21 protein-coding genes and 1 pseudogene are annotated in these 23,299 nt (G+C 69.3%); 7 read left to right on the top strand and 15 right to left on the bottom strand.

Annotated features, from left to right (window positions below; all coding sequences use genetic code 11):
• Nucleotides 1-1,431: a TolC family protein gene (locus ACX114_RS13710; protein WP_459300163.1), complete on the bottom strand. Its 1,431-nt coding sequence runs from the start codon at nt 1,429-1,431 to the stop codon at nt 1-3.
• Between the two features lie 213 nt (nt 1,432-1,644).
• Here ACX114_RS13710 and ACX114_RS13715 point away from each other — a divergent pair, with 213 nt between their 5' ends.
• A complete protein-coding gene (locus tag ACX114_RS13715) occupies nt 1,645-2,043 on the top strand; it encodes a MarR family winged helix-turn-helix transcriptional regulator (protein WP_459298265.1) in 399 nt (132 codons plus the stop codon).
• 101 nt (nt 2,044-2,144) lie between these two features.
• Here ACX114_RS13715 and ACX114_RS13720 read toward each other — a convergent pair whose 3' ends face one another.
• Nucleotides 2,145-2,438, bottom strand: a complete 294-nt coding sequence (locus ACX114_RS13720) for an SPFH domain-containing protein (protein ID WP_459298267.1) — start codon at nt 2,436-2,438, stop codon at nt 2,145-2,147.
• A 260-nt stretch (nt 2,439-2,698) separates the two neighbouring features.
• Between ACX114_RS13720 and ACX114_RS13725 the strand changes: the two genes are divergently transcribed.
• Nucleotides 2,699-3,748, top strand: coding sequence for a type IV pilus twitching motility protein PilT (locus ACX114_RS13725; RefSeq protein ID WP_459300165.1), 1,050 nt, complete (start codon nt 2,699-2,701; stop codon nt 3,746-3,748).
• 33 nt (nt 3,749-3,781) lie between these two features.
• On the opposite strand, the gene ACX114_RS13730 is transcribed toward ACX114_RS13725, so the two are convergent.
• The 7 genes from ACX114_RS13730 to ACX114_RS13760 form a co-directional block, all read right to left on the bottom strand.
• Nucleotides 3,782-5,413, bottom strand: a complete 1,632-nt coding sequence (locus ACX114_RS13730) for a fumarate hydratase (protein WP_459298269.1) — start codon at nt 5,411-5,413, stop codon at nt 3,782-3,784.
• Between the two features lie 42 nt (nt 5,414-5,455).
• Entirely contained in the window at nt 5,456-6,025 is a 570-nt protein-coding gene (locus ACX114_RS13735) for a class I SAM-dependent methyltransferase (protein ID WP_459298271.1), read from the bottom strand.
• A 43-nt stretch (nt 6,026-6,068) separates the two neighbouring features.
• Entirely contained in the window at nt 6,069-6,257 is a 189-nt protein-coding gene (locus tag ACX114_RS13740; RefSeq protein ID WP_459298273.1) for a hypothetical protein, read from the bottom strand.
• 169 nt (nt 6,258-6,426) lie between these two features.
• Nucleotides 6,427-7,710 (bottom strand): MFS transporter, encoded by a 1,284-nt coding sequence (locus ACX114_RS13745; RefSeq protein WP_459298275.1) that lies wholly within the window; start codon nt 7,708-7,710, stop codon nt 6,427-6,429.
• Nucleotides 7,711-7,780: 70 nt separating this feature from the next.
• Nucleotides 7,781-8,887, bottom strand: coding sequence for an isopenicillin N synthase family dioxygenase (locus ACX114_RS13750; protein ID WP_459298277.1), 1,107 nt, complete (start codon nt 8,885-8,887; stop codon nt 7,781-7,783).
• 113 nt (nt 8,888-9,000) lie between these two features.
• Entirely contained in the window at nt 9,001-9,636 is a 636-nt protein-coding gene (locus ACX114_RS13755) for a protease (protein WP_459298279.1), read from the bottom strand.
• A 90-nt stretch (nt 9,637-9,726) separates the two neighbouring features.
• Nucleotides 9,727-10,812: a M35 family metallo-endopeptidase gene (locus tag ACX114_RS13760; protein ID WP_459298280.1), complete on the bottom strand. Its 1,086-nt coding sequence runs from the start codon at nt 10,810-10,812 to the stop codon at nt 9,727-9,729.
• A 237-nt stretch (nt 10,813-11,049) separates the two neighbouring features.
• Here ACX114_RS13760 and ACX114_RS13765 point away from each other — a divergent pair, with 237 nt between their 5' ends.
• Together ACX114_RS13765 and ACX114_RS13770 are read left to right on the top strand one after the other, a co-directional pair.
• Nucleotides 11,050-11,745: a glutamine amidotransferase-related protein gene (locus ACX114_RS13765; protein ID WP_459298282.1), complete on the top strand. Its 696-nt coding sequence runs from the start codon at nt 11,050-11,052 to the stop codon at nt 11,743-11,745.
• Between the two features lie 28 nt (nt 11,746-11,773).
• A complete protein-coding gene (locus ACX114_RS13770) occupies nt 11,774-13,060 on the top strand; it encodes an AAA family ATPase (RefSeq protein ID WP_459298284.1) in 1,287 nt (428 codons plus the stop codon).
• A 3-nt stretch (nt 13,061-13,063) separates the two neighbouring features.
• Here the strand turns inward: ACX114_RS13770 and ACX114_RS13775 are convergent, their stop codons facing one another.
• The 3 genes from ACX114_RS13775 to ACX114_RS13785 all read right to left on the bottom strand — a co-directional run bounded on the left by ACX114_RS13775 (nt 13,064) and on the right by ACX114_RS13785 (nt 17,031).
• Nucleotides 13,064-14,404, bottom strand: a complete 1,341-nt coding sequence (locus ACX114_RS13775) for a hypothetical protein (protein WP_459298286.1) — start codon at nt 14,402-14,404, stop codon at nt 13,064-13,066.
• A gap of 114 nt (nt 14,405-14,518) precedes the next feature.
• Nucleotides 14,519-15,526: a hypothetical protein gene (locus tag ACX114_RS13780; protein ID WP_459298288.1), complete on the bottom strand. Its 1,008-nt coding sequence runs from the start codon at nt 15,524-15,526 to the stop codon at nt 14,519-14,521.
• A gap of 164 nt (nt 15,527-15,690) precedes the next feature.
• Nucleotides 15,691-17,031 (bottom strand): OprO/OprP family phosphate-selective porin, encoded by a 1,341-nt coding sequence (locus ACX114_RS13785; RefSeq protein ID WP_459298290.1) that lies wholly within the window; start codon nt 17,029-17,031, stop codon nt 15,691-15,693.
• A gap of 178 nt (nt 17,032-17,209) precedes the next feature.
• Between ACX114_RS13785 and coaA the strand changes: the two genes are divergently transcribed.
• Both coaA and ACX114_RS13795 read left to right on the top strand, forming a co-directional pair.
• Nucleotides 17,210-18,163, top strand: a complete 954-nt coding sequence (gene coaA, locus ACX114_RS13790) for a type I pantothenate kinase (protein WP_459298292.1) — start codon at nt 17,210-17,212, stop codon at nt 18,161-18,163.
• Between the two features lie 17 nt (nt 18,164-18,180).
• Nucleotides 18,181-19,170 carry a cysteine synthase A gene (locus tag ACX114_RS13795; protein WP_459298294.1) on the top strand — a complete coding sequence of 330 codons (990 nt, stop codon included), beginning with the start codon at nt 18,181-18,183 and terminating at the stop codon, nt 19,168-19,170.
• Here the strand turns inward: ACX114_RS13795 and ACX114_RS13800 are convergent.
• The gene (locus tag ACX114_RS13800) at nt 19,145-20,416 is read right to left on the bottom strand and encodes a type I restriction enzyme HsdR N-terminal domain-containing protein (RefSeq protein WP_459298296.1); all 1,272 of its coding nucleotides are present in this window, start codon (nt 20,414-20,416) and stop codon (nt 19,145-19,147) included. The genes ACX114_RS13795 and ACX114_RS13800 overlap by 26 nt on opposite strands.
• 323 nt (nt 20,417-20,739) lie before the next feature.
• A pseudogene (locus tag ACX114_RS13805) lies at nt 20,740-21,478 on the bottom strand (FadR/GntR family transcriptional regulator); the annotation flags it as partial.
• A 471-nt stretch (nt 21,479-21,949) separates the two neighbouring features.
• Here ACX114_RS13805 and ACX114_RS13810 point away from each other — a divergent pair.
• Nucleotides 21,950-22,576 carry an SgcJ/EcaC family oxidoreductase gene (locus ACX114_RS13810; protein WP_459298298.1) on the top strand — a complete coding sequence of 209 codons (627 nt, stop codon included), beginning with the start codon at nt 21,950-21,952 and terminating at the stop codon, nt 22,574-22,576.
• Here ACX114_RS13810 and ACX114_RS13815 read toward each other — a convergent pair.
• Complete coding sequence (locus ACX114_RS13815; RefSeq protein WP_459298300.1) at nt 22,539-23,267, bottom strand: DUF418 domain-containing protein; 729 nt, start codon at nt 23,265-23,267, stop codon at nt 22,539-22,541. The genes ACX114_RS13810 and ACX114_RS13815 overlap by 38 nt on opposite strands.
• Nucleotides 23,268-23,299: the final 32 nt, after the last annotated feature.

A 23,299-nucleotide genomic window follows, 5' to 3' on the forward strand; every position in this document is an offset into this window, starting at 1 on the left:
TCACCAGTCGCACCGGGCCTCCGTCAGGAACGCGTCCAGGCGGGCCTGGACGAGCTCGAATTCCCTCAAAACCAAAGCGAGCTGGGCCTGGCGGAGGGCGGCTCCGCTCTGCACCAGCTCCAAGCTGCTACCTCGTCCCACCTCGAAGGCCCGGCGCGTGAGCCGGTCCGTCCGGTCCGCCAGCTCCAGGGACTCAGCGGCGGTCTTCAACAATGCTTCGGCCACTTCCACTCCACGCCGGGCGCGGGAAACCTCCACCCCCACGTTGCGGCGGGTGGCCTCGGCCGACTGGGCGGCCTGCTCTTCAATGCCCTTGCGCTCGCGCACGAGCCCTTCGCGCTGGCCGCCCTCCCACAGGGGGACGGACAGCACCGCGGACACGTTCCAGGTGGCGAAGCGGCCAAAGCCGGGGTCGGTGGTGAAACCCACCAGCGTGCTGCTCAATCCCAGGGTGGGCAGGTAACCGGCGGAAGCCTGGCGCCGGCTCTCCCGGGCCGCGTCCACGTTGGCCCGCTGGGCCACCAGGTCCGGGCGGTTGGCCAGGTCCTGCAGGGGGGTGCACTGCTGGCGCGTCTCCTCCACCAGCCCGCCCAGGTTGAACGCCGGGTTGACGCCCACGCCGTGGTCCTCGCCCAGGGACAGGCCCAGCGACTCGCGCGTCCGGCGCAGCTGCTCGTCCCCGGCCACCAGCGCCTGCCGGGCCACCGCCACGTCCTGGCTCACGCGCACCACGTCCAGCTGCGTGCCGGCGCCCAGCTCGAAGGAGCGTTGGGTGATGGCGTAGCGCTCCAGCGCCTGACGCAGGCCCACGCGGTTGATCTCCGCGGCGCGCTCGGCGGCCACCGTGGCCACCAGCACCTGCGCCAGCCCCTGGGTGAGGCGGCGCTGCACGTCCTGGAGGCTGGCCACGGACGCGGACTCGGAGGACTTCGCGGACGACAGGCCCCGCCACGCGCCCACATCGATGATGGACTGGGTGAGGGACGCGGACACCGTGCCCAGGGGCGCACTGGGAGCGCTGACCCCGGTGCCGGTGTTGGAGCCGCCCACGAAGCCGCCGCCCGCGGCGGAGGGCACGTCCGGGTGGAGCACGTCCACGCCCACGCCCGCGGTGGCCCGCGCGTTGGGCAAGAGCAAACCCAGCGACTGGCGCCACCGGCCCTGCGCGCGCGTCACGCCGGCTTCCGCGTTGCGCAGGTCCGTGGACTTCTGGCGCACCCGGGTGAGGGCGTCATCCCACGTCTTCACCTGCTCCGGCGCGGGCGGGACAGGCGTGAGCATGGGGTCGTCCACCTTCGGCTGGAAGGGGACGGTGGCCGGCGCGGAGGCGGCGGCGCTGGCTTCAGGCGTGGGCTGCGGGGCCGGGGCCGGCGCTGGCGCCTGCTGCGCGCCGGCGAGGAGAAGGACGAGGAGGGCGCTGGGGGTGGCCATACTCAAGGAGCGGCAGGTCTTTCCGGCAGGAGCGAGTGGTGGTACCCACCCCGGGTTCTCTGCGCGCAGTCAAGTCAAGATGTAATTGACAACCGTTGTTGAATGCAATCATCTCTTACGCCCATGACCATCGCTGAGCAAGTGGCATCGACGCGACGCGCAGTGGTCCGGCTGCTCACCCAGAAAGTTGGTGAGCAAACGGACCGGCCGCTGATGCAACTGCTCGTGCTCAAGAACATCGGGATCCACGGCATCCACAGTCAGGCGCAGATCGCGGAGCGGCTGCTCATCGACGCGCCCGCCGTGAGCCGGCTGGTGGACCGGTTGGAGGAGGATGGGCTGGTGGAGCGCCGCGCGGGGGAGAACCGCCGCTGTGTGCGCCTGGAGATCACCGACGCGGGGCGCCGGGAGATCCAGGCCCTGGAGCTCGCCGCGAAGTACGTGGATGCCCAGGCGCGAGAGTTCCTGACGCCGCCGGAGGTCGACGAGCTGTCGCGCCTCCTGGAGAAGCTGCAGACGGGGCTGTGCCAGTTGCTGGGCAGCGAGCCCGCGCAGCCGCCGCGCAAGGACGACCCGTCCTGCGCGCCGCCCCCCTCCAACGACAACGGGTGACGACGGGAGGCGGAAGGTCCGGGCGCGATGCCCGTCCCGCCGCCGCCCCGCCGCCACCCGCGTGCCACGTCCGGGGGGGAGGAGGTGGTGGTCTGTCGTGACTACCGGTGCCGCGGGATGTTGCGGGCCACGTGCAGGGCCCACGCCTCCGCCGAGTCCAGCTCCGCGCGGGCCTCGGCGTAGCGGTCCTTCGCCTTTTCACTCAGGTCGTTGGCGAAGATGGCGTCGTGCAGCTCCTTCTGGGCGCGGGTCAGCCGCAGGCTCGTCTGAAGCCACAGCCGGGCCGCCATGCGCGGCGTAATCACCACCTGGGTGGGATCCCACACCTCCAGTGCGGCGTAGTCAGCGGAAGACAGCTCTTCGTAGTGGGGGGCCTGCTCGGTTTGTCCGTTCATGCCCGGATGTTCGCCACGGATTTGGGGCAGGGCATCCGGGCCGCCTGGGCAGGAAGACGGCCACTGGTGAGCAGTCGAGGACAGTTCCTTCATCCCCCGGGGTACTCGCCTTCCTTGATTTGCGGGAAAACTTAGTACAGTGAGGCTGGGGAATGCTTCCCACATTGCAACCATGGAGGCGATGGGTGCCCTTCTCCTAGAATCCTCCGCTCCATTCGTGAAGTGAGAGGGATTACCTGGACCAGAACACCCTGAACAAGCTGCTCACCGTCGGCGTCCAGAACGGGGCTTCGGACATCCACTTCCGCCCTGGGGATCCGCCCATCTACCGGGTGAACGGCGTGTTGCGGCCGTTGAAGATGGAAAAGCTGCAGGCTGATCACACGAAGCAGGTCGCGCTGCATGTGATGAATGATCAGCTGATGAAGGCGCAGATCGACAGTGTGCAGGAATGCGACTCGTCCTACAGCCTCCCGGGCGTGGCGCGTTTCCGGGTGAACATCTACCGGCAACGCGGCTCGCTGGCCTGCATCCTGCGCATCATCCCGGATGAGATCCCCAGCATCGACGGGCTGGGCCTGCCGCAGGTGTTGAAGACGATCGCCGGCAACGAGCGCGGGCTGGTGTTGGTGACGGGCGCCACGGGCTCCGGCAAGAGCTCCACGCTGGCGTCGATGATCAACCACATCAACCACACGGAGAGCCTGCACATCCTCACCATCGAGGACCCCATCGAGTTCATCTACAAGAACGTGAAGTCCTCCATCTCCCAGCGCGAGATTGGCCCGGACACGGCGAACTTCGCCATCGCGCTCAGGGCCGCGCTGCGTCAGGACCCGGACGTCATCCTGGTGGGCGAGATGCGCGACACGGAGACCATCGACATCGCGCTCAAGGCGTCGGAGACGGGCCACCTGGTGCTGTCCACGGTGCACACCACGGACGCGTCGCGCACCATCAACCGCCTGGTGTCGGTGTTCCCCGCGGAGGAGCAGACCATGGTGCGCATGCGCCTGGCGGACTCGCTCAAGGCGACCGTCTCCCAGCGCCTCTTGCCCAAGGCCACCGGCAAGGGCCGCGTGGTGGCGCTGGAGATCATGGTCCAGACGAAGACGGTGGAGCAGTACATCCGGGACGACCGCGCCGCGGAGCTCAAGGACGTCATCGAGAAGGGCCGCGACATGTTCGGCATGCAGTCCTTCGATCAGCACCTGACGCAGCTGTACCGCAACGGCGACATCACGCTGGAGACGGCGCAGAGCGCGGCCTCCAACCCGGCGGACTTCCAGCGCGCGCTCGAGTTCGACTGAAGAGCGCGCGCCGGAAGGTGACTTCGAAGCGGCCTACTTCTTCGCGGACGGCTTGTTGATGTTCGCGAAGAAGTCGTTGCCCTTGTCATCCACGACGATGAAGGCCGGGAAGTCGACCACGTCGATCTTCCACACGGCCTCCATGCCCAGCTCGGCGTACTCCAGGACCTCCACCTTCTTGATGCAGTCCTGCGCCAGGCGCGCGGCCGGGCCGCCGATGGAGCCCAGGTAGAAGCCGCCGTGCTTCTTGCAGGCCTCCGTGACGGCCGGGGAGCGGTTGCCCTTGGCGAGCATCACGAAGCTGCCGCCCTCCGCCTGGAACTGATCCACGTACGCGTCCATGCGGCCCGCGGTGGTGGGGCCGAAGGAGCCGGACGCGTAGCCCTCCGGCGTCTTCGCCGGGCCCGCGTAGTAGACCATGTGGTCCTTGAGGTACTGGGGCATGCCCTCGCCCCGGTCCAGGCGCTCCTTGATCTTCGCGTGCGCGATGTCGCGCGCCACCACCAGCGAGCCGGACAGGGACAGGCGCGTCTTGATGGGGTAGCGCGACAGCTGCGCGCGCAGGTCGCTCATGGGGCGGTTGAGGTCCAGCTTCACCACGTCGCCGGACAGGTCCGTGTCCGTGGTCTCCGGCAGGTACTTCGCGGGGTCCGTCTCCAGCGCCTCCAGGAAGACGCCGTCGCGCGTGATCTTGCCCAGCGCCTGGCGGTCCGCCGAGCACGACACGGCGATGGCCACCGGGCAGGACGCGCCGTGGCGGGGCAGGCGGATGACGCGCACGTCATGGCAGAAGTACTTGCCGCCGAACTGCGCGCCAATGCCGGTGCGCTGCGTGAGCTTGAGCACCTCCTGCTCCAGCTCCACGTCGCGGAAGCCCCGGCCCAGCGCGTTGCCGCTGGTGGGGAGGGTGTCCAGGTAGCGCGCGGAGGCGTACTTCGCCGTCTTCAGCGCGAACTCCGCGGACGTGCCGCCCACCACGATGGCCAGGTGGTACGGCGGGCACGCGGCGGTGCCCAGCGAGCGGATCTTCTGCTCCAGGAACGCCAGCAGGCTCTGCGGGTTGAGGACGGCCTTCGTCTCCTGGAAGAGGTAGCTCTTGTTCGCGGAGCCGCCGCCCTTGGCCATGAAGAGGAACTTGTAGGCGTCACCGTCGGTCGCGTAGAGCTCGATCTGCGCGGGCAGGTTGTTGCCCGTGTTGACCTCCTTGTACATGTCCAGCGGCGCCATCTGCGAGTAGCGCAGGTTGGCCGTGAGGTACGTGTCGAACACGCCCCTGGAGATGGCAGCCTCGTCGCCGCCGCGGGTGAGGACGTACTGGCCCTTCTTGCCCATCACGATGGCCGTGCCGGTGTCCTGGCAGGAGGGCAGCACGCCGCCCGCGGCGATGTTCGCGTTCTTGAGCAGCTCCAGCGCCACGAACTTGTCGTTGGACGACGCCTCCGGGTCCTTGAGGATGTTGTTGAGCTGCTGCAGGTGTCCCGGACGTAGGAGGTGCGAGATGTCCCGCATGGCCTCGCGGGTGAGCAGCGTGAGCGCCTCGGGCTCCACCTGGAGGAAGCTGCGTCCGCCGGCCTCGAACGTGGAGACGCCCTCCTTCGTGAGCAGGCGGTAGGGCGTCTCGTCCTTGCCAAGCGGCAGCATGTCCTGGAACTGGAAGTCACTCATCGCGGGAGGGTCTCTTCGAGAAGGGGTGGACGGGGGTGGACTCTACTCACGGGGCGGCGCGCGGGGCGGCACTTCGTAGAGGTAGACAGGCGTGCGGTACAGGTCCTGGAGCCGCACGCTGCGCACGGGTGTCCAGCCGCGCAGGCCGAAGGTGTGGCTGAGGATGCGGGCGCCTGGCGGCAGCTCGGCCGCGAAGCGGGGCGCCAGGCGCGTCATGATGCCCGGCGACAGGTAGCAGACGACGCAGGTCGCGTCCTGGAAGGACGCGGCGAAGAAGTCCCCGTGGAGGAGCGTGAGGTTCGCGCGGGGGAAGAGCCGCTGGCGCAGCCGGCTGAAGAGCCACGGCAGCCAGGACAGCTCGTACGCCATGATGCGCGCCTCGGGGCAGTGATCCGCCAGGTTGAAGGCCACGTCCCCCCAGCCCGAGCCCAGGTCCAGCACGGTGCCCCGGGTGTCCCCCGGGAGCATGGCCAGCAGCGCCCGCCGTACCCGGGGCGAGCTGGGCATGGGCGGCGCGCCGGTGCGCAGCGTGGAGACGACGATGGACAGCACCCCCACGAGGAGCACCGCCCAGAGCAGCAGGAAGAGGAGGAAGGAGCCCGTCGCGCTCACGGTCGGCGTGCATCATCGCGCGCGGGGCGCCCCGCGTGGGGCCCTACTTGCGAGGGTGGTGGCCGGCGTCCATGCGGACCACGCGGGGCGCGCCCGGGTCCGGCTGGGTGGTGACGGGGACGGGTGTGGGTTCGTCAGGATCGAAGAACGCCCGGCCGAGCACGAGGCACAAAGCGGTCCCTACGCAGAGTGCCAGCACGTGGAAGTAGTACGCCATGGGACGAGAGTCCAAGCACGGACCATACCACCGGCGCCCCTCCTCTGAAGGTGGGGGCGGGCGCGCCCCACTTGTGTCCTTCCAGGCTACAAGCCCCGCCGACAGGTGGCCGTCCAGGCAACAGCCCCCTCACCGAGCGTCAAACCTTCGCGAGCCGTGGTTTTCACCCGGCGACCGGGAGGCCTCAGACGGAGGGGGCGGATTCGGTGGCGTCCTGTTCGGGTTGGGGCGGCGGGTGCGCGGCGGATTCCAACCGGTCCACGTTGCGCAGCTCCGGGAAGAGCCAGGCCCAGAGGCCCACGACGACGAGCGTGCCCACGGCGCCAATCACCACCGCGTGCACGGCGCCCAGCGCCTCCGCGAGCGAGCCCGCGCGGAACTCGCCCAGCTCGTTGGAGGCGCCGATGCACATCATGTTCACCGCGCCCACGCGGCCGCGCATGTCATCCGGCGTGGAGACCAGCTCCAGCGTGTGGCGCACCACCACGCTCACCATGTCCGCAGCCCCGCCAATGGCGAGCGCCGCGAGCGACAGGGGCAGGGACGTGCTCACGCCGAACACCAGCGTGGCCGCGCCGAACACCGCCACCGCGCCGAACATCTTCCACCCGGCGTGGCCGCCCAGCGGACGGAACGCGAGCAGCACCGCCACCACCGCGGCGCCCGCGGCCGGAGCGCTGCGCAAGAGGCCCAGGCCCCACGGGCCGGTGTGCAGCACGTCGCGCGCGTAGATGGGCAGCAGCGCCACCGCGCCGCCCAGCAGCACCGCGAAGAGGTCCAGGGTGAGGCTGCCCAGCAGCATCCGCTTCTGGCGCACGAAGCGCAGGCCCGCGACCAGCGTCTTCATGGAGATGGGATCGCGCGACGCGCTGCCGGTGCGCACCTGGAGCGAGAGGATCCACACGATGGTGAGCGCGCACAGCGACGCGGACGTGATGTAGACGCCCTTGCCGCCCAGCCACCCGTAGAGCAGGCCGCCCACGGCGGGGCCGGCGATGGTGGCCACCTGCCACGTGGTGGAGTTCACCGCCACCGCGCGCGTCAGCTCCTCCTTCGGCACCAGGTAGGGCGTGAGCGCGGAGCCCGCGGGCGCGTAGAAGGCCCTCGCGGTGCCGAACAGCACCAGCACGCCGTAGACGAACCGCACGTCCTCGAAGTGGCCCAGCGTGAAGGACAAGAGCAGCAGGCTGCACACCAGCATCACGCCCTGGCACAGCGCCAGGATGCGGCGGCGGTCGTAGCGGTCCGCGACCTGACCGCCCAGGAGGCTGAAGGCGAGGAAGGGGACGAACTGGGCCAGGCCCGTGTAGCCCAGCGCGAGCGCGCTCCCGGTGAGCTCGTACACCTGCCACCCGATGGCCACCGACTCGATCTGCGCCGCGAGCACCGCGCACAGACGGGCGATTTGATACAGCCGGAAATCGCGGTGACGGAAGATGGACGCGGCGAGGGTGGACGAGATGGCCATGGGGTGGCTGCGCTGTAACGCAGCCCGTCCACCTCCGCCAGCGACAAGGGGCCGGTGGTCCCGGCGCGGCTTATGAGGTCGCGCGCATCCGGTTCAGCCGGTCGTAGTGGCGGTAGCCCAGCTTGTCGAGCGCGGCGGGCGGCGCGAGGCCAATGTCCACCAGCGTCTTGATGTCGTACGTGCCCGCGAGCACCGGCGGCGCGTAGTTGGCCACCGCCTCCGGCGTGCGGAAGCCGGGCAGGGGAAAGAGCACCTGGCTGGTGTGCACGTGCATGAAGTGCGCGGCGGACTGGCGCTGCCACCCCGGCACGCCCGGCGCGGTGATGACGTGCGGCGTGGCGAGGAACGTGCCGCCCGTGAGGATCTCCAGCTGCTGGCCCACCTGCGCCACGATGCAGCCCGCGGGCGCGGTGCCGCGCACCATGTGGCCGTTGGGCGCGTCCGGCGCCGCGCGCGTGCGCAGGTACAGGCCGCTCTGGTCATCCGGCTTCGGCGCGGGGCGGCCCTCCGGATCGAGGAACCGGCCTCCGGGCAACAGCGTCAGCAGGTTGAAGTCGGTGTGCTCCTCGCCCCAGAGGATGCCGGTGTTCACCTGGGACGGGCCCAGCGGCAGGTACTGGAGCGCGCGCGTGACGTGGGGCGCCTTCTCGCACGCGGCGGTGAAGGTGTCCTCGGGCAGGTTCAGCGCCAGGGCGGCGCCGCGCAGGAGCTTGAGGCCGGCCTCGTGCAGCGCGGTGCCCATGGTGAGCAGGCCCTCCTGGAAGAAGGGTGGCGCGTCGTCCGGCCAGATGTTCTCCGGGTACAGCTCCGGGAACTCCATGGCGGACTGCGCGTCCGTGGGCGTGGGCGCCGCGAAGTAGCACTCCTTGAAGTCCGGCTGCCCGTTGCTGGCGACGGCGACCTCCGTGTTGGGAGGCGTCCAGCCGCGCTGGTACCAGAGGTCCGCGCGGCCCAGGGGGCGCTTCTGCGCGTCCGGGCGGGCCACGAAGGCGGAGAACGCGTCGTAGAAGCGCTCCAGCGCCGGCGCGTCCACGCCGTGGTTCTTCACGAACACGAGGCCGAAGACGCCGAAGGCCTCGCGCAGGGCCGCCGCGGCGCGCTCCAGGCGCGCCGGTTCACCCGACGCCAGGTCCAGCAGGTCGACCGTCGGGATGTTCATCGTGGGGGTGTCCGCCATGGTGGGCCCAGGTGTATCGCGCCCGGGCCCGGCTGAGGAGGGGGACCGTGCCTGCCCGCCCTCCTCGTTCCAGGGAAATCCGGAAGGGGCCCCCTACCGCCTCGCGGCTCCCCTCAGCGCGCGGCCACCGTCACGTCCACGGGGGCGCACGTCACCGGGGTGGACTGGTATTCGCCGCCGGCCCGGGGGATGTCCTCCTTGCGCGTGGCCACGTCCATCAGCGCGTCGCGGAAGGTGATGCGGTAGGTGCCCGGCTTCTTGAGGTCCCAGGCCTGCGTCACCTCCACCGTGTTCTCCACCGTGGCGCCCGGGGCGATGGCCGCGTAGCTGTCCGCGTTCGGGGCGGCGCGCTTCACCATGGGGCCCTGGTACGGCAGCTCCTCGCCGTCGCGGGTGATCTGGAACACGGTGCCCAGGATGCCCTCCAGCGGCGTCTGCCACTTGAGCACCCAGACCGGGGACTCCGAGCGGTTGGTGAGCTTGAAGAGGACTTCAATGGGCTCGCCCGCCTTCGCCTTCGGGTGGACGCTGAGGGCGCACTCCAGCTTCGGGGTCGTCACGGCGGTGGGCTCCTTCGCGGGCTCGACGGCGCTGGGCTCGGGGGACGGCGGGGGCGCCGCGGGCGGCGGCGTCGCGGCGACGGGGGCCTGCGCTTGCGCGGGGGCTTCCGCGGGCTTCGGGGTACAGGCGGTGACACCGGCGGCGGTGAGCACCGCGAGCCATGCGAGGTTGCTTCGTCCCATGCCCATGACGTGACGCTCCTTGAGTGCGTACGGCGAAAAGAAAAGGGGCGCGAGCCCATGTGGCCCGCGCCCCGAAGTCAACGGCCCGGCGTCACCTTACGGCAGCGACGGGGTGTTCTCCGCGAAGTATTCGTGGCTGTCCGCGTTGTCACGCGCGCGCGTGGGGTTGGACTTGGCCAGGTTCTTCGCGGCCGTCTGGCCGTAGGCCCAGTCGTCCGTGCCGGCCACGACGGTGAAGTGGCTCATCTCGTGGACCAGCGTGCCCGCGCGCGAGTCCGTGCCCGTGTTGGGGGCGCTCCAGAAGGCGCCGCACACGTAGATCTTGTACGGCGAGGACGGGTACACGTACGCGTACGTCCCGCTCTCGTTGCAGCTGCAGTCCACGACGACGGCCTGGTTCGCGAACGCGTTCTTGATGCTGTTGAAGTGCGTCTTGATGGTGCTCCAGTTGGTGGTGGAGTACGTGCCGAACCAGGTGGTGAATCGCGTGGTCGCGGACGGCGTGCCGTTCAGGTAGCTGTACGCGTTGTTGGAGTAGGTCTGCGCGCTGCTGAACGCGGTGGCGATGGAGCTCTGCTCGGAGCTGGTGCAGGCGCCGGAGTAGGACAGGCTCTGGCCCGTCACCTGACGCATCGCCTCGGCCTCGTCGCGGCTGTTGCGGCGGCCCTCGATGAAGAGGCTGACCGAGTTGGACGACAGCGCCGTCACGCCCGCGCGCGCCTCCAGCTCGTAGCGGATGGTGTACGTGCCGGAGACGGACAGGTCATACGCGTCCGACACGACGACCGGACCGGAGATGCTCTGGCCGGGGGCCAGGGTGATGAGGTCCTCGGCGCGGCCCTGCACGCGCTTGAAGTGCGCACCCGTGTACTCCACCGGCTGGCCGTCGCGGGACACCGACAGGCGGCCCTCGTTGAGGCCCTCGCCCGGCGCATCCCACTTGTAGATGCTCACCGGCGCGGAGGAGGTGTTGGTCAGCGTCACCTCCACCGTCACGCGGTCGCTGGCGGCCATGGAGGCCTTGCCCGCGGTGACCTGCGCCGTCAGGGCGCCCTGGGCCTGCTCCGTGGCCTCGGCCGGGGTGGTCTCACCCTCCGCCGGAGGAGCGCCGCAACCGCTCAGCAGGGAAACGCCGACCACCGTGCCCATCAGCCACTTGAAACCGCGAAGGCTCTTGCTCACGAGGAACTTCCTTTCGGAAACGACGCGACGAAAACGCCCAAGGGGGAATGCCCGGGTCCGCATGCTTATAGGGGAAACCGGGCCCGCTGATGATGGCACGAAATACTGTGAAATAAATGCCTACCGGCTATCCGGGTTCACGCCGCGTCGCGGCCAACCGTGGCATGCAGCGTTAGTCTTCACGCGGCAGGCATTGCCTGCGGCACCAACGAAGACACAGCGAAGGGGTGGCGGACGATGCGCGCGGTGGTGTTCGAGCACGAGGAGCACGAGGGCCCTGGCCTGTTGGGGCCGGCGCTGGAGGCGGCGGGCTTCACGCTGGTGAGGCGCTTCCGGACGGTGAAGCGCGAGGACGTGGACGCGCCGCTGGTGGTGGTGATGGGTGGGCCCATGGGCGTGTACGAGGCGGACGCCCATCCGTTCCTGAATGAAGAGCTGGCGTTGCTGGGAGAGCGGCTGGCGAATGACCGCGCGTGCGTGGGCGTGTGCCTGGGTGCGCAGCTGTTGGCGGCGGCGGCGGGCGCGACGGTGTCGCCGGGGAAGAACGGCTTCGAGGTGGGCGTGGGGCCGGTGCGCTGGACGCAGGACGCGCTGTCGGATCCGGTGGTGGCCGGCGTGAAGCCGCGCACGGCGGTGGCGCACTGGCACGGGGACACGTACACGCCGGTGCCCGGCGCGACGCTGCTCGCGTCCACGGACCGGTACACGCAGCAGGCCTTCCGGCTGGGGAAGTCGTATGGCTTCCAGTTCCACCTGGAGCTGACGGCGCAGGAGTTGGGGCGCTGGTTGGAACTGGGGGCGGAGGACCTGGTGACGCGGGGCAAGGACCTGGCGGCGCTGAAGGCGCAGCTGCCCAAGCTGAAGGCGGCGGAGGCGGAGAACACGGAGCTGCTACACCGGCTCGCGCATCAGCTGGCGAAGGGCCTACGCTGACGGTGGTCCAAGGGGAGGGCCGGACGCCATGAAGCTGACCCGTCTGCACGTCCACCACTACCGAGGGCTCGCGCCGGACACGGTGCTGACGTTCGGCCCTGCCCTGAACGTGGTGGTGGGCGCGACGGGCAGCGGACGCACGACGCTGCTGGAGCTGCTGTCCGCGGTGCTGTGCTCGGACTTCTCCGGACTCCTGCGGGAGCCGTTCGCGCTGGACTACGCGCTGCGCTTCGACGCGCTGACGGTGGACGTGGCCGTGCGCAACGAGCCGCCCGCGGCGCTGCCCGCGAATGCCGGGGAGGGCGGCCCGGGTGACGCCCTGGCGCTGCCGCCCGCGGCGTTGGCGCACGGGCTGATGCCCTCCATCGTGGCGACGGTGCGGTGGGACGCGGCGGAGGACGCGCGGCTCGTCATGCGCGCCAGCGCCACGGGCTTCGCGTGCGAGGTGGCTGGCGCGGCAGGCTTCTCCAAGCGCATGCACTGGTCGGTGTTGGACCGCTCCGTGTGGACGCTGCTCTTCATGGCCGCGCAGTACCTGGAGCGCGGCGTGAAGGACCGGCTGAAGGACCTGCTCCGGGAGACGTTCCTCTTGGCGCCGCCGCGCTTCGACGAAGCGCTGGGCATGTTCGAGCGCATCGGCGCCATCCGCTACGCGATGGAGCAGCGCGGTGAGGAGTTGTTCCCGCTGGGGCTGATGGCGCTGCCCACGTGGATGCCCGGCTGGCTGCGTGAACAGGTGGAGCGCGAGCCCGTGCCGCCGTCGCTGCTCCTGCGTCACGAGGCAATGCCCCAGGGCTTCCTCGCGCGCTTCGTGACGCTGGCGGGGTTCGCTTCCGGCACGCTCTCGGTGGACGTGACGGAGACGACGCCCCTGTCCCAGGGCGGACGGCTGGGCTTCAGCGGCTTCCGCTTCGCGTTCGTGCGTCCGGACGGCACGCCGGTGGCGCAGGAGCAGCTGGGCCATGGCCAGAAGCGGCTCTTGTCCTTCCTCTACTACCTGGACGTGCACGAGGCCTTCGTCATCGCGGACGAACTGGCGGACGGACTGCACCCGGACCTGGTGCGCGCGTGCGTGCGGGACATGGGGACGCGGCAGGCCTTCGTCACCAGCCAGAACCCGCTGCTGCTGGAGCAGTTGGAGTTCACCCACGTGGAGCAGCTGCGCACGTCATTGATCCGCTGCGAGGTGGGGGGCGGGCCCGGGCACTGGCGGTGGACGCAGCCCACGCCGGAGGAGGCCGCGCGGTGTTTTGACGCGTACCGCGCGGGCTCCGTGCCGCTGGGCGCGGTGCTGCGCGCCCAGGGCTTCGGGTGACCGTCAGGGCGCCGTCGACCCCTTGAAGAGGAAGTCGTCGTCGAAGCCGCGCGAGACCAGGGGCCTTCCCAGGTGGAGGGTGCCGGAGAAGTAGCCAATGCCCACGAACGCGCCCTGCTTGTTCACCGCCACGTCCGTGAAGAACGGGCGCCCGGTCGAGGCGTACGTGTGCCGCCACTGCTGCTGGCCCTCGATGCGCTCCAGCCTCGCGGTGAAGAGCGTGTAGCCGGAGGCCGTGTCCGGATCGATGGAGGCACCGCCCACGACCACGGCGTCGTCCTCGGCCATGGCGACCGCGCCCACGGCCTGCGGGTAGCCACGGGCCCAGCGCTCCTCTCCGGCGCGGGTCCACGCGACGAGGAAGCCGGCACCTGGGACCGGGGGAGTGATCGTCTGGCCCCGGAACGTGAAGGCGCTGCTGAACTGGCCGCCCACCACCACCCGGTTGCCGTGCACGGCGATGCCCGCGGCTCCTCCCGACGCGCCCACCAGCGACCGGGTCCACACCACCGTGCCCGAGGAGGTCACCTTCCAGGCCTCCGGGTCGGGATACCGGATGCCCGCGAAGTAGAAGGCATCCGTCTCATCCACCGCGACGCTGGATCCGCTGCTCAGGTCCAACTGTTCCCTCACGGTCCACTGCGGGGTGCCAGCGGCATTGAACTTCGTGAGGAAGGCGGTCACGACGTCCGTCACCTGCGAGGAGTTGGGCCCCTGGCCGAAGTCCACCGTGCGGAAGGCATTGCCCGTCATTGCGATGCCGTCCTGAGAGTCGGTGACCAGGTCCTGGGGCGAGATGCTGCCCGTGAAGTGCCGGGCCCACTGGAACTGCCCCGTCTTGCGCAGCTTCAGCAGGAACGCGCCCGCCGGTTGGAGTCCCCCGCCCAGGTCAATGGACTCGTTCGAGTTCCCCGCGATGAGGACGCTGCGCTCCCGGTCCACCGTGAGCGCCACCGCGTTGACGAAGTTCTGTCCGCCGGGAGGAAGCACACCCTCGTAGGCGCGGGTCCACAGGAGCGCGCCCGCCGTCGTGTACTTCGCCACCGCGAAGCCAAAGCTGTCCGGGTTCCCGGAACCGACGGGGCCCGCGCCCAGGTCCACACTGCCTTGGTAGAGGAACAGCGCGAGGATGTTGCCGTCGCGGTCGAAGGCCACGGCGTGGGCCTGATCAAACCGGGGCGAGCCCAGGTGCTTCACCCAGACGAAGTCACCCCCGGTGTGCGCCGCCTCCTGTGTCCGGGGGGAAGCCTCCGGCGCATTCGAGGGGCCGCACCCTCCGAGCATCACCGCCGCCACGACGCTCCAAAGCAGCCGCCAGCCCATCACTCCGCGAGTCGTTCCCATAGGTCCCCCTGCTGTCCCCAACGACAGACAGGGCGAGTTAGGAACGGCCCTGACCCCGGCACACTGCCCTGGAGCGCAGGAGGAGCTTGATGTCTGAACAGGCCGCGGCGCGCTTCAGCGGCCGGAGAGCAACTCCGTGGTGAACGAGAAGCCGCCCAGGAGGTAGGGCATGGCATTCACCCGGTTCTCATGCTTGAGGTACCAGCCGGCGATGAGCAGCACGGTGGGCTTGCTCATGAGGCCGCCCGGCTTGGTGTCAAAGGCATACGCGACGAGCGGGCCCACGCGGATGTGTTCGTTGCTGGGGAGCGTGCGGCCGGGCAGCGGATCCACCGCGCTGGTGTCCTCATCGTAGCGGGGCCACACCGCGGAGAGCCGGGCGCCCAGCGTCCACTTCCCGGCCAGCCAGAGGAGATCCGTGTCGTTGGCGAGCACCCAGCCCTTGCCGGGCACCAGCGTGTCCAGCGTCGGGTCGTAGAACGTGCCGCGGGCCCCGCCATCGCGCAGCGCCACGTTCCAGTACTCGATGGCCAGCTTCGTGCGCAGCGCCACGGACTTCACCTTCGCCTGGAGCATGGGCTCCACGAAGAAGTGGTGCCCGGAGGTGCCGTAGGCGGCGTCGTTGGTCGCGCTGCGCAGGTCGTCGTCGTAGGGCTGGAAGGAGTCCGGATAGGACTGGACGCTGCCGAACGTGCCGAAGAACTGCACGTACTCGTAGCCGGCGCGGAGGTTGAAGATGGCCAGCGGCTGCAACTCCACCGTGGGCCCGGCCTTGAAGAACGCGGGGCTCAGCTTGAGGCTCGCGCCGGCGCTGGCGTACGTGTCGCGCAGGAGCAGCGACGGGCTGTCGAAGAGGCGCTTCTGGTAGACGAGCCGGTTCTGCGACTCGAGCCCCAGCGGGTTGTAGCGGACCACGTTGAGGGTGGTGAAGTAGACGCGGCTGTCGGGCAGGGGCGGCTGCACCGGGGGCGGCACGTCCTCCGTGATGGGCGCCTGGGGCTGCTGCGCGGCCACGGGCGCGCCCAGGCCCAGGAGGGCGAGGAGCGCGGCGCGCGTGAGCGCCTTCGACAGGGACGGGGAGCGGACAGGTGTCGGGCGCTGCGGGAACACGTTCGCGGGCATGCGTCCTCTCGGCGGAGTCCGCGCGAGCGGCCCCCGGGCAAGGGCCACCCGTCGCGGGCGGCGGGAGCGTCGTGCACCTGACGTGGACGCTTCAAGACGCACCAGGACGAAGCCGGATGACACCCGGCGTCACCGGATGTTTCACGGCTCGCGGGCAGGGGCTTTCAGAACGTGAGCTGGAAGCGGGACAGGAGGGCGTTCTCGGGGGCGCGGTCGCCGTCCGGGGCTCCGCCCTCGAAGTTCGTGCGGTGGAAGTTCAGGGCGAAGCGCACGCGCCGGTTGAAGGCGAACGTCGTGGCGACGCCGAAGCCCTTCGCCGCGCTCACGGACCGCGCGGGGTTGGCGAAGCGGGGGAAGGCGGCGTCGTCCAGGTCCAGCGCGTGGTAGCGCGCCGCGACCTCCAGCGCGCCGCCCGTAAGCGTCTTCGGGTTGAAGGACGTCGTGGGCCGGGCGCCTTCGAAGGACGCCTTCCCTCCGAACACCCACGACACCGCCGTCTGCCAGGCGTGGTGGTGCAGCCGCGCGCGCGCATCCGCGATTCGCACCTCCTGTGACGAGCGCACATACTCCGCGAGGAGGCCGAAGGACCCCCGGTAGAAGTGGCCCTGGGGCGCGATCCGCAGGTGCTGACCGTGCGCCGTCACCGTCTCGCCGGTGTCCGCGTTGCTGAGGTAGCTGAAAATGACCTGCTGGCCCGTGCTGCGAAAGGGCGCGAGCCCGGTGTTGGTGGCGGTGCCGAACTGGAGGCCGCGCGTGACCGCGAAGCCCAGGCCCAGTCCCTGGAGGAAGGACGGCTCGCGGCCCTTGAAGGGCAGGGCGAAGACGCGGGCCACCAGGTCGAAGCTGTCGTCGGTGTTGGCGTCGGTGCTGGCGCCGTCGGGGTCTCCATTCACCACCGCCAGCGAGTACTGCCACCGGCCGCCTTCGCCCTCGCCGTGCAGCTCCAGGCCCTCGTCGCGATTGGGGACCAGGTCCACGGTGAGCGAGCGCTCGATGAAGGGGTTGTCCATGTCGGACTGGAGCAGCTCCAGGCCGAAGGGCGTCTTGAACCGGCCCGTGCGCAGGCGGACCCACTCCCCTGGGCGGAAGTCGATGTACGCGTCCTGGATGATGGATTGCCCGACGCCGAAGTCCGGCATGAAGCGGAAGTCGATGAAGCCGAAGAGCGTCCCGTCCAGGATGGGGCGCATGCGCCGCACGAGGAACGTGTTGGTGCCGGTGCGGTCCGTGTCGTCCAGGAAGAAGCGTCCGTCGCCCTGGAGCTGCCCGCGCAGCTTGAGCACGAAGGCCTTGTCCGCGGATGACAGCGTGAAGCCCTCCTCGGAGATGTGGATGACCGGCGGCTGCGTGGCCCCAGGAGGCTTTGAAGCCGGCTCTGAAGCCGGCTCGGGCGCGGGCTCGGACGCAGGCGTGGCGGTGGGCTCGGCGTCCTGGGCATGAACGCCGGGCGTGGCGAGCAGCAGGGCCGTGGCGGCGAGGAGGGCGGGAGCGGAGAAGGAGGACACGCGGGGACCTCGGGGGACGGGCTCCGGGAGGGCGGAGTGCCCCCGCGTCAGTCGGGCGCGACCAGGAAGCGGACGGGCACGTTGGCGACGGGAAAGTCTTGCTGTCAAGAATCGCGGGGAAGACCTGTTGTTACCTTCACTTGCCGGATCCGGGGCGGTCTGGTTCAAGCTGGGGGGCATGTCCGTGACAAAACCCCGCGCCGCATCGATGTACGTCGACCTGGACCGCGACGCGTGGCGCGAGCTCCGGGCCTCCACGCCGCTGACGTTGACGGCGGAAGAGGTGGAGAAGCTGCGGGGCCTGGGCGACCGGCTGGACCTCCAGGAGGTGGAGGACGTCTACCTGCCGCTGTCGCGACTCCTGCACCTGCAGGTGGCGTCGGCGCAGTCGCTGTGGGCGGCGCAGCAGGCGTTCCTCGGCTACTCGGTGCGCAAGGTGCCGTTCATCATCGCCATCGCGGGCAGCGTGGCGGTGGGCAAGAGCACGACGGCGCGCATCCTCCAGGCATTGCTGGCCCGCTGGCCGGATCATCCGCGCGTGGCGCTGGTGACGACGGACGGGTTCCTGCATCCCAACCGGGTGTTGGCCGAGCGGGGCATCATGAACCGCAAGGGCTTTCCGGAGAGCTACGACCGGCGCGCGCTGGTGCGCTTCCTGGCGGAGCTGAAGGCGGGGCGCGAGGAGGTGACGGCGCCGGTGTACTCGCACCTCGTCTACGACATCGTGCCGGAGGAGGCGCAGTCCATCCGGCAGCCGGACATCCTCATCCTGGAGGGGCTCAACGTCCTGCAGACGGGGCCGGTGGAGGGCGGGCGGCTGCCGCAGACGTTCCTGTCGGACTTCTTCGACTTCTCCATCTACGTGGACGCGAGCGAGACGGACATCCGCCACTGGTACGTGGAGCGCTTCCTACGCCTGTGGGAGACGGCGTTCCGGGACGAGCGGTCCTTCTTCCGGCGCTTCTCGGAGTTGACGCGCGACCAGGCGATTGCCCGGGCCGCGTCCGTGTGGGCGGAGATCAACGGGCCCAACCTGGCGGAGAACATCGCGCCCACTCGCTCACGCGCGAGGCTCATCTTGGTGAAGGGCAACGACCACAAGGTCCGCCGCGTGCGGATGCGCAAGCTGTAGCTCGGGGGAGGACGGACATGGCGCCACGAATCGGTTCGCTCTGGGACGCGGTGGGAAACACACCGCTGTTGCGCATTGGCTCACTCAGTCGTCAGACGGGCTGTGACATCGTCGCCAAGGCGGAGTTCATGAACCCGGGCGGGAGCATCAAGGACCGGGCCGCGAAGGGGATGATTCAACGCGCGGAAGCGACGGGGCAGCTCAAGCCCGGCGGCACGATTGTCGAAGGCACCGCGGGCAACACCGGCATCGGCCTGGGCCTGCTGGGCCGCGAGCGCGGCTACCGGGTGGTCGTGACAATGCCGGACAACCAGGCGCGAGAGAAATACGAGTACCTGGAGGCGATGGGCGTGGAGGTGCGGCGGGTGCCGGCGGTGCCGTTCTCCAATCCCTCGCATTTCTTCCACCAGGCGCGGGCGTTGGCGGAAGCGAACGGCTGGGCGTGGATGAACCAGTTCGAGAACACGGCGAACGGCGACTTCCACTACGAGACGACGGGGCCGGAGATATGGGAGCAGGCGGAGGGCCGGGTGGATGTGCTGGTGGCGTCGGTGGGCAGCGGCGGCACGCTGTCCGGGACGAGCCGCTACCTGAAGGAGAAGAACCCGGCCTTGCGAGTGGTCCTGGTGGATCCGCCGGGGTCGGGGCTCTACTGCCAGGTGCGCACGGGGAAGATGGAGACGGCGGGGAGCTCCATCACGGAAGGCATTGGCATCATGCGGCTGACGGAGAACTTCCGGCACGCGCGAGTGGATGAAGCCATGCGCCTGGAGGACCAGGACATGCTGGAGATGCTCTACCACCTGGCGCGAGAGGACGCGTTGGTGGTGGGCACCTCCGCGGCCCTGAACGTGAGGGCCGCGTGGGAGGTGGCGCGCAAGCACCAGGGCCAGGGCCTGCGCATCGTCACGTTCCTGTGTGACCACGGCAGTCGCTACGCCTCCAAGGTGTTCAACCCGGAGTTCCTCGCGTCGAAGAGCCTCACGGTGAAGCCGCTGCCAGCTTGAGCATGGGCTCCGCGGGGACCTCTTCCTTGGCGGTGAGGGACAACTCCAGGCTCCGGGCGACCAGGGCCTTGAGCGCCCACACCTCTGGGATCGTCTGGATGTAGACCCGGCTGATACCGAACGCCGAAGGGGACGCTTCGACCTCGAACCCCGCGGCGAGCGTCTTCGCCTCCTCGACGGGAACCCAGGTGGCGATGCACTTGCGCTTGCCATTGCCAAAGAACCGCACGAACCACTTCGTGGGCTTCTTGAAGGACACATTGAAGTAGTTCGAGGTGTCCCGGTAGAGGACGTCCTCCGCCGCGTGGCCGTTCTTGGTGCAGATGTCCCGGACGACGCCGAAGAAGGCCAGTTCCTCCTCGGTGGTCTCCACTGCGACGCGTGTCTTGTCGTCACCCGGGGCACGCGGCTCCACGTCGAAAGGCTTCGCGCTGTCGGCCTTCACCACGTTGGGCCCGTCCTTGGCGGCGGGGGCCTCGGTGCCTTCGTTCAAGCGCTGGAGGCGCTCCTTGAGCTTGTCGAGGAAGTCGTCGCCCATGACACGGAGGAGGGTGGGCTCGATGGCCTCCTTCGCGACCTCCGCGAGGCGCTCCATCACGGCGGTCGTCCGCTTTCCCTTGTAGATGTCCTCGGTGAGCCACTTGAGGAAGCCCTCGTGCTCGCCGGGTGATTTGAGGGCGGCGGACAGCTTGTCGATCATCCCCTGGCGGTAGCGGCTGTTCTCCGCGTCGGTGATGAGCGTCGTGGCGTTGAAGGATTCGCGGCTGAACTTGGAGAGGAACTTCGCGACCTTGGCCCAGTCCGACTTCGTGTCCTCCAGGGAGAACGTGAAGAAGGGCTCCGGGTCCATGACGTTGGGGTTCTCCAGGTCTCCGAAGAACAGGTAGTGGCACCCATCCGTGATGATGCCGAAGTGGAGCTCCGGGAGCTGGGAGAGGTAGCGGGCCAGTTGCTGGGCGCGCGACTTGAGGTCCGTGCCCAGAGGCTTGGTTTCGATGACGATGAGAGGCTTCTGCCCCGTCTGGTCGAAGATGGCGAAGTCCATGCGGTCCGGCAGCTTCTTGCCGTCGCCCTGGACGAAGTCCGCCGCGTATTCGAGGCGGACCTCCCGGGGAAGACCGGGGTCATAGCCAAGCAGCCGGATGAAGGGGACCACCAGCGCGAGCTTGGCGGTCTCTTCGTTGGAGATGAAGGATTTGGAATCCTGATAGCGCTTGACCAGCTCCAGCAATTGATTCGCGTCCACGGTATCCCCCTGCACCCCGTCGAGCCCGGGCCACGCCAGCAGTGAGAACAGACTGGCGACGTCCAGAACTACAATCGGTTGGATTCCGCTTGGCCATACCTCCTATGGGTTATCCGGTGGTAACGCAGGGTGCCGTGCCTCCAGCACATCGTCCTGTGCAATGGATGGAGCCAGGTGGCCAGGGCCACGTTCCTCGTCGCGGGGGCGTGGCTCCTGCGGCTCGTCCTGTGCGGCGGCTGGAGTCAGGCTGACGACGCCATCTTCCGCGTTGCCCGGGTGTGTCTCAGGCGCATCCTCCAACCCGGTGGCTGACGAGGGAACGATGGGATCCGTGGGAGACACAGGCTCCTTGGGGACGGGAGCGAAAGCATTCAGCACCAGCTCATCGCAAGCCTTCAGCAGCTCTGGCAGCTCGTGCTGAAGCTTCTGCACGTTGCGCTCCGACAGTGCCCCCATCGCGCAGGTGGCCCACTCACGCAGCGCCTCTCCGCCCAGGAGCGGCAGCAGTTGGGAGGCTCCTCCCAGGAATGCCCGCTGCAGGGACTGAACGAGGAGCACGTGCCCGGGGCGGTCCGCCACCCGCGCCGCCAGCCGCAGCAACTCGAATTCCACCTGGGCGCAGGTGGCCCCGGGCTCCCAGCGCCCCGCGTTCCAGAGCTGGAAGCACAGGCTCCCCAACTGGTCCAGGTCGAGATCCGAAGCCTTCGCGCAGCAGTCGACCAGCAGCTCCACCAGCACCTGCCGCTTGAGGCTGAAGTAGCCCTCCAACAGCCGCCGGGCATCCGGGTTGCTCGCGTCATGCAGCGCCAGGCCCAGATTCTCCAGCGTCAGCGACTCATCCAGCGCCACCGCGCGAGTCCTGCGTCCGGGGTGTTGCACCACCAGGCCCCGTGCCGCCAGCCGACGCAGCGCCTCGCGGATGGTGCCCCGGCACACTCCATAGCGCTGCGCCAGCTTCGCTTCAGGGCCGAATTGCCCGCTCGGGTGCAGCCGCCCCAGCGCGATGTCGCGCTCGATCTGCGCCTCCACATAGGCCACGAGTCCTCCCCGTTCCATCCCCATTCCCCTCCTCGTTTCAGCATCGCCATCCAACCACAGGGGTCTGACATGGACTCGCAGGCCCGCCATTCTCATTGATTGCCAGCCAGGAGGTCGCCCTCCCGGCCCGGGCGGCGAAAAACCTGTCCGACTGTCGGACAAGTTTTGAGGCAACCGGGCCCGGGCGGGCGCCTCTGGCCGTGCCCTACCTTGGCGTTCGCGTGCGCGACGTCGCGCCCCTTCCGGTCAATCTCGGGGTCGCGCCCAGGCGGCGGGAGCCTGTCCGACTGTCGGACGCGTTTTGATGGGACCGGCCCGGGTGGGGGCTTCCTTCGTGGCCTCATTCTGGCTTCCGCGCATGCACTCCGGCGCGAACCACCGCCGCGCCTCGTAAGGCGCGCGTCATCACGAGGACCCTTGATTCGACGGGTTTGTTAACGAACCTCTGGCGACCTGCTTAGGATGCTCGCCGTCCTCTTCCTTCATGGAGCTTCGATGGTGCGCACCCGGTTCGTAGGTCTCCTGGCGTTGCTGTTCGTCGCGGTCCCCTTCGTGTCGGGGGCTCAGGATGCCGTGGCTCCGGCGGCGGTGGCTTCTGGCGATGAAGCGACGCATCAGGCGCTGCGCGCCATCAAGCAGGACATGGAGGATGCGCTCAACAAACAGGACCTGGACCGGCTGCTGTCGCACCTGCACCCGGACGTCGTGTTCTCCACCATGAACAACGACGTTCGCGTGGGGAAGGATGCCATCCGCGCGTACTACGCGGAGATGCTGGGGGGCCCGAACAGCGTCGTGAAGAAGGTCACCGCGAAGTTCGACGTGGATGCGCTCACGCGCCTGTATGGGAACTCGGGCGTCGCGTATGGCTCGTCGCTGGACCACTACATCCTGAACGACGGCACGGACCTGGTCGTCAATGGGCGGTGGACGTGCACCCTGGTGAAGGAGGGCGACCGGTGGCTCATCGCCGCGTTCCACTACTCCACCAACGTGTTCGACAACCCCCTGCTCACCAAGGTGAAGAACGCCGCCATGGGCTTCGGGGCCCTGGTCGCGGTCGCCGCGCTCGGCGCTGGGTTCTTCATCGGGCGCCGGGGACGCCGGCCGGCGACGGCTTGAGCGCGAGCCGCATGGGCTGGCGCTGGCCGTAGGTGAGCGAGCGCCACAGCCACTCGGCCGGACCGAAGCGGAAGCGCGCGAGCCACCAGTGGCTGAGTGGAATCTGGAGCGCGAACACCAAGAGGGTCAGGGCCACGCAACGGGACGGCGGCAGCTTGCCGATGAGTCCCAACCCCCAGCCGTCATACAGACAGAGGCTCACCACCGTCTGCATCAGGTAGTTGGTGAGCGCCATGCGACCCACCGGCGCCAGGATGCCCAGCCACCCGCGCCAGCGCTCCTTCTGGAAGAGCAGGGTGAAGGCGGCCACGTAGGCCGCGGCGAGGCCCAGGTAGCCCATCTCCTGGACCGCGGACAGGGTGAACATCCAGTGGGCTTTCGCCGGGTCCAGCAGTCCCGCGAGCCGCAGGTGCTGGACCACCACCCCCGCGCCATTTCCGAGCACGCCCAGCACCAGACCCCAACCCAGCATCTTCCGGTGCCAGGCGCGATGGCGCTCCACGTCCTGGAGCAACAGGTGCCGGCCCGCGAGCAGCCCCAGCAGGAACCGGCCCAGGATGAAGATCATCCACAGCAGCCTCTTCAGCGTGGGCAGCATGTACTGGAGGAAGTGCGCGTTCGCGGCCTGCGTCGTCCAGAGCGAGTTGCTCTTGAGCCCCAGCAGCAGTTGCTCCCGCGTCCGCGCCTCCATGGCTTCCGGAGGCCTTCGCCGCGTCCGCCGCC

It is taken from the genome of Corallococcus sp. M7 (genome assembly GCF_054512695.1).